The organism is Pseudomonas sp. LB3P58, assembly GCF_054897895.1.
In genome coordinates this window covers 4,245,940-4,259,953 of the sequence record NZ_JBUBVE010000001.1, presented here as the reverse complement: position 1 = coordinate 4,259,953, position 14,014 = coordinate 4,245,940, and the positions used below count along the sequence as shown (strand labels likewise).

Annotated in this window: 16 protein-coding genes; 5 read left to right on the top strand and 11 right to left on the bottom strand. The window is 58.6% G+C overall.

Annotated elements, in window-relative coordinates:
- Window positions 1-23 precede the first annotated feature (23 nt).
- Both ACYZTZ_RS19745 and mobA read right to left on the bottom strand, forming a co-directional pair.
- Window positions 24-245 (bottom strand): YgdI/YgdR family lipoprotein, encoded by a 222-nt coding sequence (locus tag ACYZTZ_RS19745; RefSeq protein WP_033059146.1) that lies wholly within the window; start codon window positions 243-245, stop codon window positions 24-26.
- Between the two features lie 76 nt (window positions 246-321).
- Entirely contained in the window at window positions 322-924 is a 603-nt protein-coding gene (mobA, locus tag ACYZTZ_RS19740; protein ID WP_056742422.1) for a molybdenum cofactor guanylyltransferase MobA, read from the bottom strand.
- 81 nt (window positions 925-1,005) lie between these two features.
- On the opposite strand from mobA, the gene moaB reads away from it, so the two are divergent.
- Both moaB and ACYZTZ_RS19730 read left to right on the top strand, forming a co-directional pair.
- Window positions 1,006-1,545: a molybdenum cofactor biosynthesis protein B gene (gene moaB / locus ACYZTZ_RS19735; protein WP_046049182.1), complete on the top strand. Its 540-nt coding sequence runs from the start codon at window positions 1,006-1,008 to the stop codon at window positions 1,543-1,545.
- Window positions 1,529-2,755, top strand: a complete 1,227-nt coding sequence (locus ACYZTZ_RS19730) for a molybdopterin molybdotransferase MoeA (protein ID WP_461999459.1) — start codon at window positions 1,529-1,531, stop codon at window positions 2,753-2,755. The genes moaB and ACYZTZ_RS19730 overlap by 17 nt, the downstream gene beginning before the upstream one ends.
- A 59-nt stretch (window positions 2,756-2,814) precedes the next feature.
- Here the strand turns inward: ACYZTZ_RS19730 and ACYZTZ_RS19725 are convergent, their stop codons facing one another.
- Window positions 2,815-3,129, bottom strand: a complete 315-nt coding sequence (locus ACYZTZ_RS19725) for a hypothetical protein (RefSeq protein WP_461999458.1) — start codon at window positions 3,127-3,129, stop codon at window positions 2,815-2,817.
- 228 nt (window positions 3,130-3,357) lie between these two features.
- On the opposite strand from ACYZTZ_RS19725, the gene yegS reads away from it, so the two are divergent.
- Window positions 3,358-4,275: a lipid kinase YegS gene (yegS, locus tag ACYZTZ_RS19720; RefSeq protein ID WP_461999457.1), complete on the top strand. Its 918-nt coding sequence runs from the start codon at window positions 3,358-3,360 to the stop codon at window positions 4,273-4,275.
- Here yegS and ACYZTZ_RS19715 read toward each other — a convergent pair.
- From ACYZTZ_RS19715 to ACYZTZ_RS19705, 3 genes are all read right to left on the bottom strand, one after another.
- Window positions 4,259-4,918: a response regulator gene (locus ACYZTZ_RS19715; RefSeq protein ID WP_461999456.1), complete on the bottom strand. Its 660-nt coding sequence runs from the start codon at window positions 4,916-4,918 to the stop codon at window positions 4,259-4,261. The two genes, yegS and ACYZTZ_RS19715, sit on opposite strands and share 17 nt — an antisense overlap.
- Entirely contained in the window at window positions 4,915-5,808 is an 894-nt protein-coding gene (locus ACYZTZ_RS19710) for a sensor histidine kinase (RefSeq protein ID WP_462000690.1), read from the bottom strand. Before ACYZTZ_RS19710 ends, ACYZTZ_RS19715 begins: the two co-directional genes overlap by 4 nt.
- Window positions 5,809-6,150: 342 nt before the next feature.
- Window positions 6,151-6,621: a hypothetical protein gene (locus ACYZTZ_RS19705; protein ID WP_150656970.1), complete on the bottom strand. Its 471-nt coding sequence runs from the start codon at window positions 6,619-6,621 to the stop codon at window positions 6,151-6,153.
- 462 nt (window positions 6,622-7,083) lie between these two features.
- Between ACYZTZ_RS19705 and ACYZTZ_RS19700 the strand changes: the two genes are divergently transcribed.
- The gene (locus tag ACYZTZ_RS19700; protein WP_056742410.1) at window positions 7,084-8,019 is read left to right on the top strand and encodes a chemotaxis protein CheV; all 936 of its coding nucleotides are present in this window, start codon (window positions 7,084-7,086) and stop codon (window positions 8,017-8,019) included.
- A 90-nt stretch (window positions 8,020-8,109) separates the two neighbouring features.
- Window positions 8,110-8,916 carry an MOSC domain-containing protein gene (locus tag ACYZTZ_RS19695; RefSeq protein WP_461999455.1) on the top strand — a complete coding sequence of 269 codons (807 nt, stop codon included), beginning with the start codon at window positions 8,110-8,112 and terminating at the stop codon, window positions 8,914-8,916.
- A gap of 72 nt (window positions 8,917-8,988) precedes the next feature.
- Here ACYZTZ_RS19695 and ppnP read toward each other — a convergent pair whose 3' ends face one another.
- The 5 genes from ppnP to atuD form a co-directional block, all read right to left on the bottom strand.
- A complete protein-coding gene (gene ppnP, locus ACYZTZ_RS19690) occupies window positions 8,989-9,273 on the bottom strand; it encodes a pyrimidine/purine nucleoside phosphorylase (protein WP_007940055.1) in 285 nt (94 codons plus the stop codon).
- Between the two features lie 69 nt (window positions 9,274-9,342).
- A complete protein-coding gene (locus tag ACYZTZ_RS19685) occupies window positions 9,343-9,885 on the bottom strand; it encodes a 3'-5' exonuclease (RefSeq protein ID WP_461999454.1) in 543 nt (180 codons plus the stop codon).
- A 71-nt stretch (window positions 9,886-9,956) separates the two neighbouring features.
- Window positions 9,957-11,930, bottom strand: a complete 1,974-nt coding sequence (locus tag ACYZTZ_RS19680) for an acetyl/propionyl/methylcrotonyl-CoA carboxylase subunit alpha (RefSeq protein WP_461999453.1) — start codon at window positions 11,928-11,930, stop codon at window positions 9,957-9,959.
- Window positions 11,931-12,061: 131 nt separating this feature from the next.
- Window positions 12,062-12,859: an enoyl-CoA hydratase/isomerase family protein gene (locus ACYZTZ_RS19675; RefSeq protein ID WP_461999452.1), complete on the bottom strand. Its 798-nt coding sequence runs from the start codon at window positions 12,857-12,859 to the stop codon at window positions 12,062-12,064.
- Window positions 12,856-14,013, bottom strand: coding sequence for a citronellyl-CoA dehydrogenase (gene atuD, locus ACYZTZ_RS19670; protein ID WP_461999451.1), 1,158 nt, complete (start codon window positions 14,011-14,013; stop codon window positions 12,856-12,858). The genes ACYZTZ_RS19675 and atuD overlap by 4 nt, the downstream gene beginning before the upstream one ends.
- Window position 14,014 lies beyond the last annotated feature (1 nt).

The window sequence follows — 14,014 nt, the reverse complement described above, 5'->3', positions numbered from 1 at the left end:
ATATCCGGTTGTCACCGCAAAAATTACAGCTCCTTAACGGTACGAACCTGATCCTTGTTGATGCGGGTCTGCTTGCCATCCAGTTGTTCGAATTCGTAGAAACCCGAATCTTTATCGAACTTTGGCGCGTCGACAGCCTGGATTTCTCGACCGTCATTCAAGGTGATCACTGTAGGCGATGCGCAACCGGCGAGGGTAGCGAGGCCCAGTGCGAGCATGAAAGTGGCGAGGGTCCGTTGAGTCATGAGTGTGTCTCCGAATATGAATTCTTTTGGTTACTGTGCTTGAGACGTGTACAGCGAGCGCAAGTTCCTTCTCCTGTCAGTCTGACACAGTGTTGTGGGCACTTAATAGTTCCGGTGTGTTGAGGTTGGCCAGGCGTGGGTCATTGTCGGGGCATTGCAGGGCGGTAGCGCCCAGTTTGCGCATGAGGCGACCCGGGCTGCGTTCGCCGTCGTTCCAGGCACTGTCGAAATCGGCCGAGAGTGCCACGGGGATAATGCACAGCAGAGGTTCCCAGTGTTCGCCATGGCGCAGCATCAGCGGTTGGTCCGGGTGCTGGTTGGCGGAGTCGCGCATGCTGTTGAGTAGTGCGGCGTCGATGCGCGGTACGTCACACGGCAGTACTAGCAGATGCGTATGGCGGGCGGCCTTCAGGCCTGCGCGAATACCGGCCAGGGGGCCAGGAAAGTCGCCCTCATCGTCATGAACCAGCTGGTCGGCGTAGGGCGCGTACTTTTCCAGGTTTCTGTTGCAGGAGATGATCAGGTCATCGCTCAGTGAACGGGTCTTGCGGTGCAAGTGGGCAATCAATGGCTCGCCATGCCATTCCAGCAGCCCTTTGTCCTGACCGCCCATGCGTTGGCCACGACCACCTGCCAGGAGCAGAATGGAACAGGGCGGCAAATGTGTATTCGAGGTCATGGCAGGTCTCCATGGGGGCGGCGAAAAAATGAAGCGCTGTGATATAACACCGGGCTGTTTCTCCTACAACTGGATGAGCCTATGAAAGCCAAGGCTGATGTACCTTTCGCACCGCTCAACATCGCGGTGCTGACGGTCAGCGATACCCGTACCCTGGAAACCGATACCTCAGGCCAGGTCTTCGTCGACGGTTTGAGCGCTGCCGGCCATAACCTGGCGGCCCGGGTTCTGCTCAAAGATGATCTCTACAAAATTCGCGCGCAAGTCGCCAACTGGATTGCCGACGATGTCGTGCAGGTGGTGCTGATCACTGGCGGTACCGGTTTCACGGGACGCGACAGCACTCCGGAAGCGGTGAGTTGCCTGCTGGACAAACAAGTCGACGGTTTTGGTGAGCTGTTCAGGCAGATTTCGGTGGCGGATATTGGCACCTCTACTGTTCAGTCCCGTGCCTTGGCCGGTCTGGCTAATGGCACGCTGGTCTGCTGTTTGCCAGGTTCGACCAATGCCGTGCGCACCGGTTGGGATGGCATTCTTGCCGAGCAACTGGATTCACGGCACCGTCCGTGCAATTTCGTCGCTCATCTCAAACAGGCGGCACCCTGTGAATCCCGCGGGTAAGCCAGGCAAGACTGGCAGTCTGATGGCTGTCGAAGTGGCACTGGCACGCTTGCTGGCAATGGCCGAAGCCTCACCGATTCGTGAGCGTGAACGCTTGCCATTGGCGCAGGTTCAGGGCCGGGTGCTGGGCGATGATCTGGTCTCGACGCTTGATCTGCCACCTTGGCCCAACAGTGCCATGGACGGTTATGCCTTGCGCGTGGCCGACTGGACTGGAGAGCCACTGGTGGTCAGCCAGAAGATTTTTGCCGGTCAGGCTCCGGAGCCTTTGAAGCCTGGCACCTGTGCACGAATCTTCACCGGTGCGCCAGTTCCCGCCGGTGCAGATTGCGTCGAGATGCAGGAAAACACCGAGGTTCAGGCGGATGAGCGAGTACGTTTCACCGAAACCATGGCCCCAGGACAAAACATTCGTCCTCAAGGCCAGGAAGCTACTGTTGGTGAGTTGATTCTGCCAGCCGGCACGCGCCTCGGGCCGATCGAGCAGGGGCTGGCTGCATCGCTGGGATGCGCAGAGCTGGACGTGATTCGCAAGGTTCGCGTTGCTGTTCTGTCCACCGGGGATGAACTGATTGAACCGGGTCAGGCTCTGGGGCCGGGACAGATCTACAACAGCAATCGAGTGTTGCTGTGCAGTTGGTTGCAGCGCCTGGGCTGTGAGGTGATCGATGCCGGAATTCTTCCGGATGATTTAGCGACCACCCGCACTCAACTGGGTGAGTTGAAAGATGTCGATCTGATCCTTTCCACCGGTGGTGTCTCGGTGGGAGAGGCGGACTTTCTGGGCATTGCCTTGCGTGAAGAGGGCGAGTTGACGTTGTGGAAACTCGCCATCAAACCCGGCAAACCGCTGACATTCGGGCATTTTCGCGGCGTACCTGTGATTGGTTTGCCTGGCAATCCGGCTTCAACGCTGGTGACCTTTGCTTTGTTGGCAAGGCCCTATCTCTTGCGCCGACAGGGTGTAAAAGAGGTTGAACCCCTGAAGTTTCAGGTGCCTGCAGGGTTTGCATGGCCAAAAGCAGGCAATCGACGCGAGTACTTGCGCGGACGTCTGGAGAATGGCCGGGCAATTATCTACAGGAATCAGAGTTCTGGTGTACTGCGTAGCGCTGCCTGGGCTGATGGTCTGGTTGAGGTGCTGGAGGAACGCACGCTGATCGAAGGTGACTACGTGAGCTTCATCCCGCTGAGCGAAGTCCTGAGCTAACTCCTGCCGCTGGCTTACTGCGCAAACCCGGTGATCGAACCGGGTTTTGCGTTCATGGCTTACCCTTGGTGAGCCAGGAGTGTCACGACCTGGTCGAAACGGCTATTGGCGATCCAGGCCAGAACCCCGATGACCACGGCTGTTCCGATAGCCGAATAGGCAAGCCTGTGTTTTATGGATTTGACGTCACTACGGACTTCATCCATGTCTCGTCGGATGTATTTGAGGTGTGTCTCCAACTCAACGACGCGAGATTCCATAGCAGCTTCTCCAATGGGCTTTGCGCTGTTTTTGAATTCAGCTTGATGATTGGCGCGTTTTTCTGCGAACGGTACAACCGGAATGACCGGTGACCTGATCTCTTGGCTTTGCATGGCACGTCCCTGTGTAGTTCCTGCTGATGTTTGATAACTGCAGGCGCCAAGGTGTACCAATCGCATGGGTCGGTCAATTGAGCCGATTCCTCACATCTTGTAAGAAAAGTCCTGCCTTGTAGGACGCCATACGGCTCGACTTCAAATAATTCAAATTCTTGCGACTTTTATGTGGCGAGATGAGGTCAACATCTCCCATACGGAATTCAATCATGGGAGTGACAACTAATGAGCGAACGCAAGGCGCTGTTGATTCTGCATGGCAAGCAAGCGCTCAACGAGGCGGTTCGTTCTGCCGTTGCGGACAAACGCAAACAGGGTTGGGAGCTGGCCGTTCGAGTGACCTGGGAAGCGGGCGACGCACAGCGTCTGGTAGATGAAGCACTGGCGGCAGGCTACACGCAGATCATCGCCGGTGGCGGTGACGGTACCTTGCGTGATATTGCCGAAGCCTTGGCGGCGCATTCGACACAGGCCAGTCTGGTACTGATGCCCTTGGGGACCGCCAATGATTTTGCGCGTGCCGCCGGCGTGCCTCTGGAGCCCGCGCAGGCGCTGGAACTTCTCGACGCTGCGCCGAGCGCCATTGATCTGGGGGAGGTCGGCGGGCAGGTGTTCCTGAATATGGCCACGGGCGGTTTTGGCAGTCAGGTCACGGCAAACACCTCGGAGGACTTGAAAAAAATCCTCGGGGGCGCAGCTTACCTGTTCACCGGTTTATCGCGCTTCAGTGAGTTGCATGCAGCCTATGGCGAGTTGCAGGGGCCTGATTTCCAGTGGAGTGGCGAGCTGTTGGCATTGGGCATCGGCAATGGCCGGCAGGCCGGCGGTGGGCATGTGTTGTGTCCAGAAGCGCTGGCTGACGACGGTCTGCTGGACATCAGTATTCTGCCTGCGCCGCAGGAAGTCGTCGGCACCTTGAAAACCTTGCTGGCGGATGGCTTCGGCATCGACAATATGTTTGTGCGAGTCCGGTTGCCGTGGGTCGAAATCAAGGTCTCGGAAGGCCTCTACATCAACCTCGATGGCGAACCTCTGGAAGGTGACAACTTGCGTTTCTCGACACGTCCAGCGGCACTGCGCGTGCATTTACCTGAAAACTCGCCGCTGCTGGGGTCATCGCAATTGATCAATCATCCAGGCTGATGATCTGCTCGCGAACGGCGAACAGCACCAGGCCCGCCACATCGTAGATCTGCAAGCGCTTCATGATCTGCGAACGGTGGGTTTCAACGGTCTTGATGCTCAGGCTCAGGCCATTGGCAATTTCCCGGGTGGATTTTCCGCGAACGATCAGCCGAAGGATTTCCAGCTGACGCGCTGTCAGGTTGTGCGAGTCTGCAGGTTCCGGCTGGTTTTTTTGAGTTCGGGTCAGCGCCTGGTTGATGACAGTGTGGGCGATGGCCGGGCTCAGGTAGCGTTCGTTGTTACGCAAGGCATCCAGGGCATGTTCGAGCTCGGTAGCCGTGGTGTCCTTGAGCAGGTAGCCATGTGCACCGGATTCCAGTGCCTGCATGATGAGTGCTGGATCGGTGTGCATCGACAGGATCAGCACCTTGCTCTGCGGGCGTACTCGCTTGAGTCGCTGCAAGGCGTCAAGGCCACTGGTTTCCTTCATGGAAATATCCAGCAGGATGATGTCGGGGGATAGTTGCTCGACCATCTCGAGCAACTGCGAGCCGTCATTGGCCTCACCGATTACCGCGTAGCCGGGAATATCCAGCACCAGAGCGCGCACGCCTGCCCTGATAAGCGAGTGGTCATCCACCAGAAGTAAGTTACAAGTCAACGCATAACCTTATTCGAACTGGCCCGTTCGAGCGCACGAGGCGCCCAGGGGAAGAGTGCTTCGATTTGAGTGCCTTTGCCTGGCTCGCTGGTCACGCTCAGTGTGCCTCCCAGCTGATTGATCCGTTCCGACATCCCTGCCATTCCACGTTGCCCTTCACGACCTGGATCGGTCGCTGGTGCGAAACCCAGGCCATCGTCGCTGATCAACAGCGACAGGCCCTGAGGTTGACGTTGCAGGCGGACCAACAGATTTTTCGCTTCGGCATGGCGCAATATATTGGTCACCGCTTCCTGAGTGATTCGAAAGGCGGCCAGCGTCATTTCCTCCGGTATACCGGCCAAACGCTGATGGCATTCCAGGCTCCAGTGCACCGGCGTGTTGGCCAGCGTCTTGAGTAAATGCGCCCGCAGACTGGCTTCCAGCCCGAGACTGGTGAGCTGCCTCGGATTGAGAATGGCCGATACGTCTCGCACTTTGGCCAGGGTTTCTTCCAGCGTGTCGCAGAGCACCGCACACTGGCTCTGAAGTTCTTCGGGCATTCGGCGTTTGAGCCAGTCGCTTTGAAGTTTTGCCGCGGTCAGCAATTGGCCGATGTCGTCATGCAGTTCCCGACTGAGCCGGCGCCGTTCGTTTTCCTGAACCTCCAACAGCCGGTCAGCCAACTCCTGGGGTTGAAACTTTATCGACTTGCGCGAAAGACAATACTGCACCCCGACGCAGGTCAATGCCGCGATATTGAGTACCAGCAGACTCAACGGCAGGGGAGTGGACAGGCTATAAATCAGCAGGCAGCCAAGCGCCGAGCAGGTACACAACACAAGCGTGACCAGACGCGCGTTTTTTCGGGAGGGTGGCTTTAGGGTGATCGACTTGAGGCTGGCGTACATAGCGGATGGAGCCAATGGATGTTCGCTGCGGGAAGACCGGGCATCGTGGATGACGGGTCTCTGTCTGGAGTCACTCTGCCATTAATTGACGTCAACTAATGGGCGGCATAATACCACTTAAGATACCGTTGGTCGCGTTTGGTATATAGGTCTGCAGCGTCAGGAAACAAGCGTTTATGGACAGCAGTTCCATAATGGAAAAAGTTGGGTGGCAAGAATGGTTTATTTGTTTCGAGTTGTCGTAAGCAGGTATGGAATATTCAATTGCGACATGAATCCGCTCAAGTTAGAGGGGGAGTCATGGCAATAAAAACTCGCAGCACAGCATAGAGGCCCGATAATTCAGGCTTGTCGACCTGCAAAGGAAACGAGTGTGAACGGTTTGGAATTAGCGGGGGGTTGAAACTGACTGTGTCCGACCTGAAAGGCGAAGGCTTCGATCAGGGATGTCTGTTCGCTGTCATCAAGGCTGAGTTGGCCGGTCTTCTGATCGATAAGCTCGAGTTGCCAGGCGATCAACGTCAGGCAGTCTTTCAGCGCACTCAGGGCCTGGTCGTGTAAATCCATGTGATTCTGGGCATGGCTCAGCAAACCATGGATGTGCAACGAAAACTCCGAAACGGCTGCCAGAGCGAGGGCATCGGCCTTGTTGGCCAGTTTGAGCAGGGTGCTCAGCATGCAGTCGATGGCATCCTTGTCATTGCTGATCAGTTGCAAATGACTCAGGCATTCCTCGGTTTTAACCAGGAGTGTCTCTGCTTCGACGAGAAACTCAGGGAGCCGGTGAGCCCACTCTTTACGATCGTTCGGCATGTTTATCTCCACAACGTCATGTCAAATGCGGGAATGTCGTGTGTGTCGACGGAGACGATCAGAGTCCCCGCAATGCCATGCCGTCGTGAGATCGCGCGCCGGCCTGTCTGGCTGCAGGCTGGGGAACTCGATAGGGTGGATGGCCACTTACCTGCGATCGCACACAAAAGCCTGACTCCGTTCATGCAATGAGAATGGCGTCACATTAATGGCTATTGGATATTGCGAATATCAGGTTGGGCCTGATTGTTACTAGGGGAATCCCTTACACAGGGGAACCAACCGAACGAAACAAGGTCTCGCGGCAGGCAATGGGGCAGATGAAATCGCCTGGCCAGTAAAGCATGATGTTAATGTGACATCAATGTTTGGTCATGGCATTTTACACGGGGGTCAAGGTCCGGCGAAAACAGCCGATAACCCCCTTTAGTGAATTCATCAGAACAAGCCCAGGAGTCATTGATGGCCGGCATTCTCGACACGGTAGACCAACGCACGCAACTGGTGGGTGAGAATCGCCTGGAAATTCTGATGTTCCGGCTGGCCGGACGTCAATTGTTCGCGATCAACGTGTTCAAAGTGCAGGAAGTGCTGCAACTGCCGAAGCTGACCCTGATGCCCCAGCGTCATCCGTTTGTCTGCGGCGTGGTTAATCTGCGTGGCCAGACCCTGCCGGTGATCGACCTGTCCCAGGCCATCGGTATGCGTCCGCTGGTGCCAAGCCCGACCAGTACGATCATCGTTACTGAGTACAACCGTTCGGTGCAGGCGTTCCTGGTCGGTGGTGTGGACCGTATCGTCAACATGAACTGGGAGGCCATTCTGCCGCCGCCGGCCAGCGCTGGTCGTCAGCATTATTTGACTGCTATCAGCAAGGTCGACGATCAGTTGGTGGAAATCATCGACGTCGAAAAAGTCCTGGCGGAAATCGTCCCGTACAACGCCAAGGTATCGCGCGACAAACTCGACGATCCGGTTCTTGAGCGCGCCCGTGGCCGTGAAGTACTGCTGGTGGATGACTCGAACGTGGCCCTGTCGCAATTGCGTGACACCTTGGGTCAGTTGGGCGTGAAGATGCACATCGCCAGCGATGGCTTGAAGGCACTGAACATGCTCAAGGCCTGGGCCGATACCGGTGTGAACATGACCGACAAACTGCTGATGATCTTCACCGATGCGGAAATGCCGGAAATGGACGGCTATCGCCTGACCACGGAAATCCGCAACGATCCGCGTCTGCGTGGCCTTTATGTGGTTCTGCATACCTCGTTGTCCGGCAGCTTCAATGACTCGATGGTGAAGAAGGTCGGCTGCGACAACTTCCTCTCCAAATTCCAGCCGGACAAACTCATCGATGTGGTACGCCAGCGCTTGATGCTCGATGAAGTGCCTGCCTGATAACGGTGCAAGAGGCTGGCCTGAAGTCAGCCTTTGATTCGGCGATCAAGCTCGTATAGGGTGGCGTTTTTGCCCACCAGGGAGCTGGCCATGTTGCGTCTGAGCGCGCTTTATCGTTATCCGTTGAAATCCGGCAAGGGCGAGATCCTGCAGCAGGTCAGCCTCGACAAGCTGGGCCTGGACGGTGATCGACGCTGGATGCTGGTGGACGAGGCCAGCGGGCGCTTTCTGACCCAGCGTGCGGTGGCGCAGATGAGTCAGCTGTCGGCGTTGTGGAATGCCGACGGTGGCTTGACCCTCAGTGCGCCGGGCCGCTCACCGATCGATATCGCCTTGCCCGCCAGCGACGCGGAACTGCGTGGCGTGACCATCTGGCGCGACACACTGCGTGTGCCGGATGCCGGTGACGAGGCGGGTGCCTGGGTCAGTGAATTCATTGGCAAACCGACTCGCCTGGTACAAGTCCCTCTTGATCGCGCACGCACCACCCAGGCCGGCTACGGCAAGGACGATGATCAGGTGGCCTTCGCCGATGGCTTTCCGCTGTTGCTGATCGGACAGGCCTCGTTGGAGGACTTGTCGAAAAAGGTCGGCCGCCCGCTGGAAATGTTGCGCTTTCGCCCGAATCTGGTGATCGAGGGCAGCGAGGCGTATGCCGAAGATGGCTGGAAGCGTATCCGCATCGGCGATGTCGAGTTCCGCGTGGTCAAGTCGTGTTCACGCTGCATTCTGACCACCATCGATCCGCAAACCGGCGAACGCAGCGAAGATCGCGAACCACTGGCCACGTTGCAGAAGTACCGTGCCGAAGCCGACGGTGCGATGTTCGGACAGAACCTGGTCAACGACAGCAATGGTCAACTTGAAGTCGGTATGCCGGTGACGGTCCTGGAATAAGATAATCAGAATAAAAAATGCCCGTGTCCAAGGACGCGGGCATTTTTTTTGTCGCTGTGAAAACCCAGGGTTTTAGCCGCGGTATTCGCACAGGTAAGCGGTGTCGACGGCCACTTTCAGCTGGAACTTGCTGTTGGCGGGTACGTTGAACTGGCTGCCGGCGGCGAAGGTTTCCCAGTCGCTGCTGTCCGGCAGTTTGACGGTCAGGGCGCCGGACACCACGTGCATGATTTCACGCTGGCTGGTGCCGAATTCGTATTCGCCCGGTGCCATGACGCCGATGGTCGCAGGACCTTCAGCGGTGCCAAAGGCGATCGACTTGACGGTGCCGTCGAAGTACTCGTTGACTTTAAACATGGGCGATTCCTCGAAAAGGGCTAAAAAGGGCCGGCCAGTATGCACAAGGCCCATGCCGGCGTCACCTCTCTAAGACGGAAGAACCAGCGGCAATAATCGTGCGGTATTGCGCGCATCTTCCAGCGCCCGATGTTGTTGGCCATTGAACTGCATGCCCGCCAGTTGCAGCGCGCCGTTGAGCCCCAGCGGGCGTTCCAGCCGGCGAGCCTTGGCAAAGCGCTGTTTGAGGTTCATGTGCGGCACTCGGCTCAGGGCGCTGTCGAGTTGCAGGCGCTCCCACTCCTGAACCAACTGTTTGCGATCGTAATCGCCCCAACTGGCCCAACCTTCGAGGCGCGAGTGATGCTGGCCGAGCCAGTGCTCGAATGACGTCCAGACCTCACTCAGAGGCTGCGCGGCATCGATGTTGGCCTGGGTGATGCGGGTCAGTTGCCGGCAAAACGGCGTCAGCAAAGGCCGACGCGTCGGGCGCACGAAGCGTTGAAAGCTATCCAGTTCTCGGCCTTTTCGGTCCACCAGGGTGGCGCCGATTTCGATGATTTCCATTTCCGTTACTGGCCAACCACCCTCATCGGTGGTGGCTTCTAGATCAATGACCAGCCAGTGAGGCATCGCAGGGTTCCTGGTATCCGCGTCCTGATAGGGCTTGAGCGTAGCCAAACCCGGCGGATCCGCCTAGCGGCTTATTCGACCTCCAACAAAATCTGACGATTTTTCACCTGGTCACCGACCCTGACCTGCAAGCGTTTGAGCACGCCGTCGATGCCCGACTTGAGCGGATGTTCCATTTTCATGGCCTCCAGCACCACCAACAACTGGCCTTTACTGACCGGGCAGCCCTCAGTCACCAGCACATCGACGATCGCCCCGTCCATCGGAGCCTTGAGGGTGCCGGTGCCGGTGCCGGTGCTGACGCTGGCCTGGCTGTTGACCACGGCTTGCGTCCGGTCCACCAGCCGCAGGCTGCCGGGACGGGTGAACAGCCAGAGTTGTCCGGCTGCAAGACGGTAAGCATGACGTCGCCGGATACCGTTGATTTCCAGGCTGGCCCAGCGTCCGTCGCACTGGATGACCTTCAATTCAAAGGGCGTTGTGGCCACTTGAATCCGATACGGTTCACCCGGCACAGCATTCAATTCCACCGACCAATCCTGATCCTCAAGGCCGATTCGATAGTGCAACGGCACGCTGGCGTTGTTGCGCCAACCGGCCAGTGGTGCGTGGTGAACCTGCGCCGAGGCCTGATAGAACAATGCAGCCGCGATGGCCAGTTCTTCGGCGCTCGGCACATGCGCATGCAGGCAGGGATGCTCGGCAAAGTGTGTCGGGATGAACCCGGTGCTGAACTCGCCACTGATGAACTGTGGGTGTTCGAGCAGGCTCGCGAGCAAGCGCTGATTGCTTTGCACGCCGAGCAGCACGCTGTCCTGCACCGCCCGCAGCAACTTACGCCGGGCTTCTTCGCGGGTGGCGCCGTGGGCGATGATCTTGCCCAGCATCGGGTCATAAAACGGGCTGATTGTCTGGCCTTCGATCAGGCCATGGTCGATCCGCACGCCGCGCTGCAACGCGGGCCCCCAGCCGGTGATGCGACCGGTTTGTGGGAGAAAGCCGTGTGCCGGATCTTCGGCGTACAAACGGACTTCCATGGCATGGCCGCTGAGCGACACTTGCTCCTGGCGCAACGGCAGAGGCAGTCCTTCGGCGACGTGCAACTGCCAGGCCACCAGATCGAGGCCGGTGATCAATTCGGTCACCGGGTGCTCCACCTGGAGTCGGGTGTTCATCTCCAGAAAGTAAAATTGCCCACGCGCATCCAGCAGGAACTCGACGGTGCCAGCGCCGACGTAATTCACGGCGCGCCCCGCCTTGAGCGCCGCTTCGCCCATGCCCTGACGCAACTCGGCGGTCATCACCGGGCAGGGCGCTTCTTCGATGACTTTTTGATGGCGACGCTGGATCGAGCAGTCGCGCTCGCCAAGGTAGATCAGGTTGCCGTGTTGGTCGCCGAATAGTTGAACTTCGACGTGACGCGGGTCGATCAGCGCTTGCTCGAGAATCAGTTCGTCACTGCCAAACCCATGCAGCGCTTCGGAGCGGGCGGTGCGCAGTTGCTCGAGCAAATCACTGGCCTCGTGCACCAGGCGCATGCCACGCCCGCCACCGCCTGCACTGGCCTTGATCATCAGCGGATAGCCGATGCGTGCAGCTTCGCGGCTCAGGGTTGCGTCGTCCTGTTCTTCGCCCTGATAACCCTTGATGCACGGCACACCGGCATCGAGCATGGCGAGTTTCGACAGGCGTTTGCTGCCCATCAGTTCGATGGCTTCAGGGCTGGGGCCGATGAAGGTGATGCCGGCATCCTGGCAGGCGCGGGCGAAGCCGGTGTTTTCCGAGAGGAAGCCGTAGCCCGGATGGATCGCGTCAGCGCCCGTGCGCCGGGCGGCGTCGAGAATGGCCGGGATATTCAGATAGGACTGCTGCACCGGGGCCGGGCCGATGTTCACGGCTTCGTCGGCCATCTGCACATGCAGCGCATCGGCGTCGGCATCGCTGAAGATTGCGACCGTGCGATAACCCAAGGCCTGGGCGGTGCGCTGGATGCGGCAGGCGATTTCACCGCGGTTGGCGATCAGGATTTTTCTGAGTCCGGGCATGGGTTCCTCCCTTGAGATTTGCGGTGAATGTCAGGGCCTCATCGCGAGCAGGCTCGCTCCCACAGGGTTTTGTGAACGACACAGATCCCTGTGGGAGTGAGCCGGCTCCGGGCGGCGTTCCGACGATGCTTTTAAAGGGCCCACCCCGGTTTACGCTTTTGTACGAAGGCCATGGTCCCCTCAATACCTTCAGCCCCGGTCACCGCCTCGCTGAACCAATCGGCCGCTTCATCCAGCAACGCATTCGATGGCTGTCCGGCACTCGCCAGCAACAGCTTTTTGGTCGTCGCATTGGCCTCCGGCGCGCAGCACAACACGTGGGCCAGAATTTCATCGAGGCGCTCGGCCAACGCTTGCGCGTCATGCTCGACAAAATGCACCAATCCCATGCGCCGTGCGTGTGTGCCATCGAAACGTGCCGCAGTCAGCGCCAGTCGGCGAGTCTGAGTCAGGCCGATCCGCTGCACCACGAACGGCACGATTTGCGCTGGCAGTAGGCCGAGGCTGGTTTCCGGCAGACCGAATTGCGCCTGATGATCGGCCAAGGCGACGTCGCTGACGCAAGCCAGACCAAAACCACCGCCGAGCACCGCGCCTTGTAGCACCGTGATTACCACTTGTGGCGCGTGTTGCACCTCTTGCAGCAGCGCACCGAACGCGCGATTCAAATCGCGATAGGCGCTCGGGCCTTGAGCGCGTGCGTTGGCCATGTCCTTGATGTCGCCTCCGGCGCAAAAATGCCCGCCGGCACCACCGATCACCAAGGCACGAATCTCACGGTCATCGCGCACGGCCAACAGCACGGCACGCAGTTCCGCGACCATCAACAGGCTCATGGCATTGCGGCTTTCCGGGCGGTTGAGGGTGATGTGCAGGACGCCGTTGTGCGATTCCAGCAACAAGGTCTGGCAAACCTGCAGGGTGCTCATTTCTTTTTCCCCGGCAGAATGCCCATGAGTTTGCAGATGATCCCCAGCATGATTTCGTCGGCACCGCCGCCGATCGACACCAGCCGCACGTCACGGTAGGCGCGGGCCACCGGGTTGTCCCACATGAAGCCCATGCCGCCCCAGTATTGCAGGCAGCTGTCGCTGACTTCCCGGCCCAGACGCCCGGCCTTGAGTTTGGCCATCGACGCCAGGCGGGTGACGTCCTGGCCTTTGATGTATTGCTCGGTAGCCTGATAGACCAGCGCCCGCAGGCATTCGATTTCGGTTTGCAGTTCGGCCAGGCGGAAGTGGATGACCTGATTGTCGATCAGCGCACTGCCGAAGGTTTTACGTTCCTTGCAGTACTCGATGGTGCTGTCGACGCAGTACTCCAGGCCCTTGATCATGTTCGCCGCGCCGAACAGCCGTTCTTCCTGGAACTGCAGCATCTGCATCATGAACCCCGCGCCTTCATGGCCGATGCGGTTGCGTTGCGGCACGCGCACGTTGTCGAAAAACACCTGGGCGGTTTCCGAACTGCGCATGCCGAGCTTGTCCAGGTGCGAGCTGAGGCTGATGCCCGGCGCGTTCATCGGCACCATGATCAGTGACTTGTTGATGTGCGGTTTGTCGTCCGAGGTGTTGGCCAGCAGACAGATGAAATCAGCGCTCGGCGAGTTGGTGATCCACATCTTGCTGCCGTTGATCACGTAGTCGTCGCCGTCCTTGCGGGCGGTGGTTTTCAAACCGGCCACGTCGGAACCGGCGCCGACTTCGGAAACACCGATGCAGCCGACCTGCTCGCCAGTGATCGCCGGCCGCAGGAATTCTTCACGCAGTTCATCGGAGCCGAAACGCGCCAGCGCCGGGGTGCACATGTCGGTTTGCACGCCGATGGACATCGGAATGCCGCCGCAGTGGATGGTGCCGAACTCTTCAGCCGCGACGATCGAATAGCTGTAATCGAGCCCCATGCCGCCAAACTTTTCCGGTTTGGAAATCCCCAGCAGGCCGAGGTCGCCGGCCTTGCGGAAGATTTCGTGGATCGGAAAGCGCCCGTCCTTTTCCCATGCCTCGACGTGAGGATTGATCTCGTGATCGACGAATTGGCGGACGGTGCGGCGCAGTGCTTCGTGTTCCTGGGTGAAGATCATT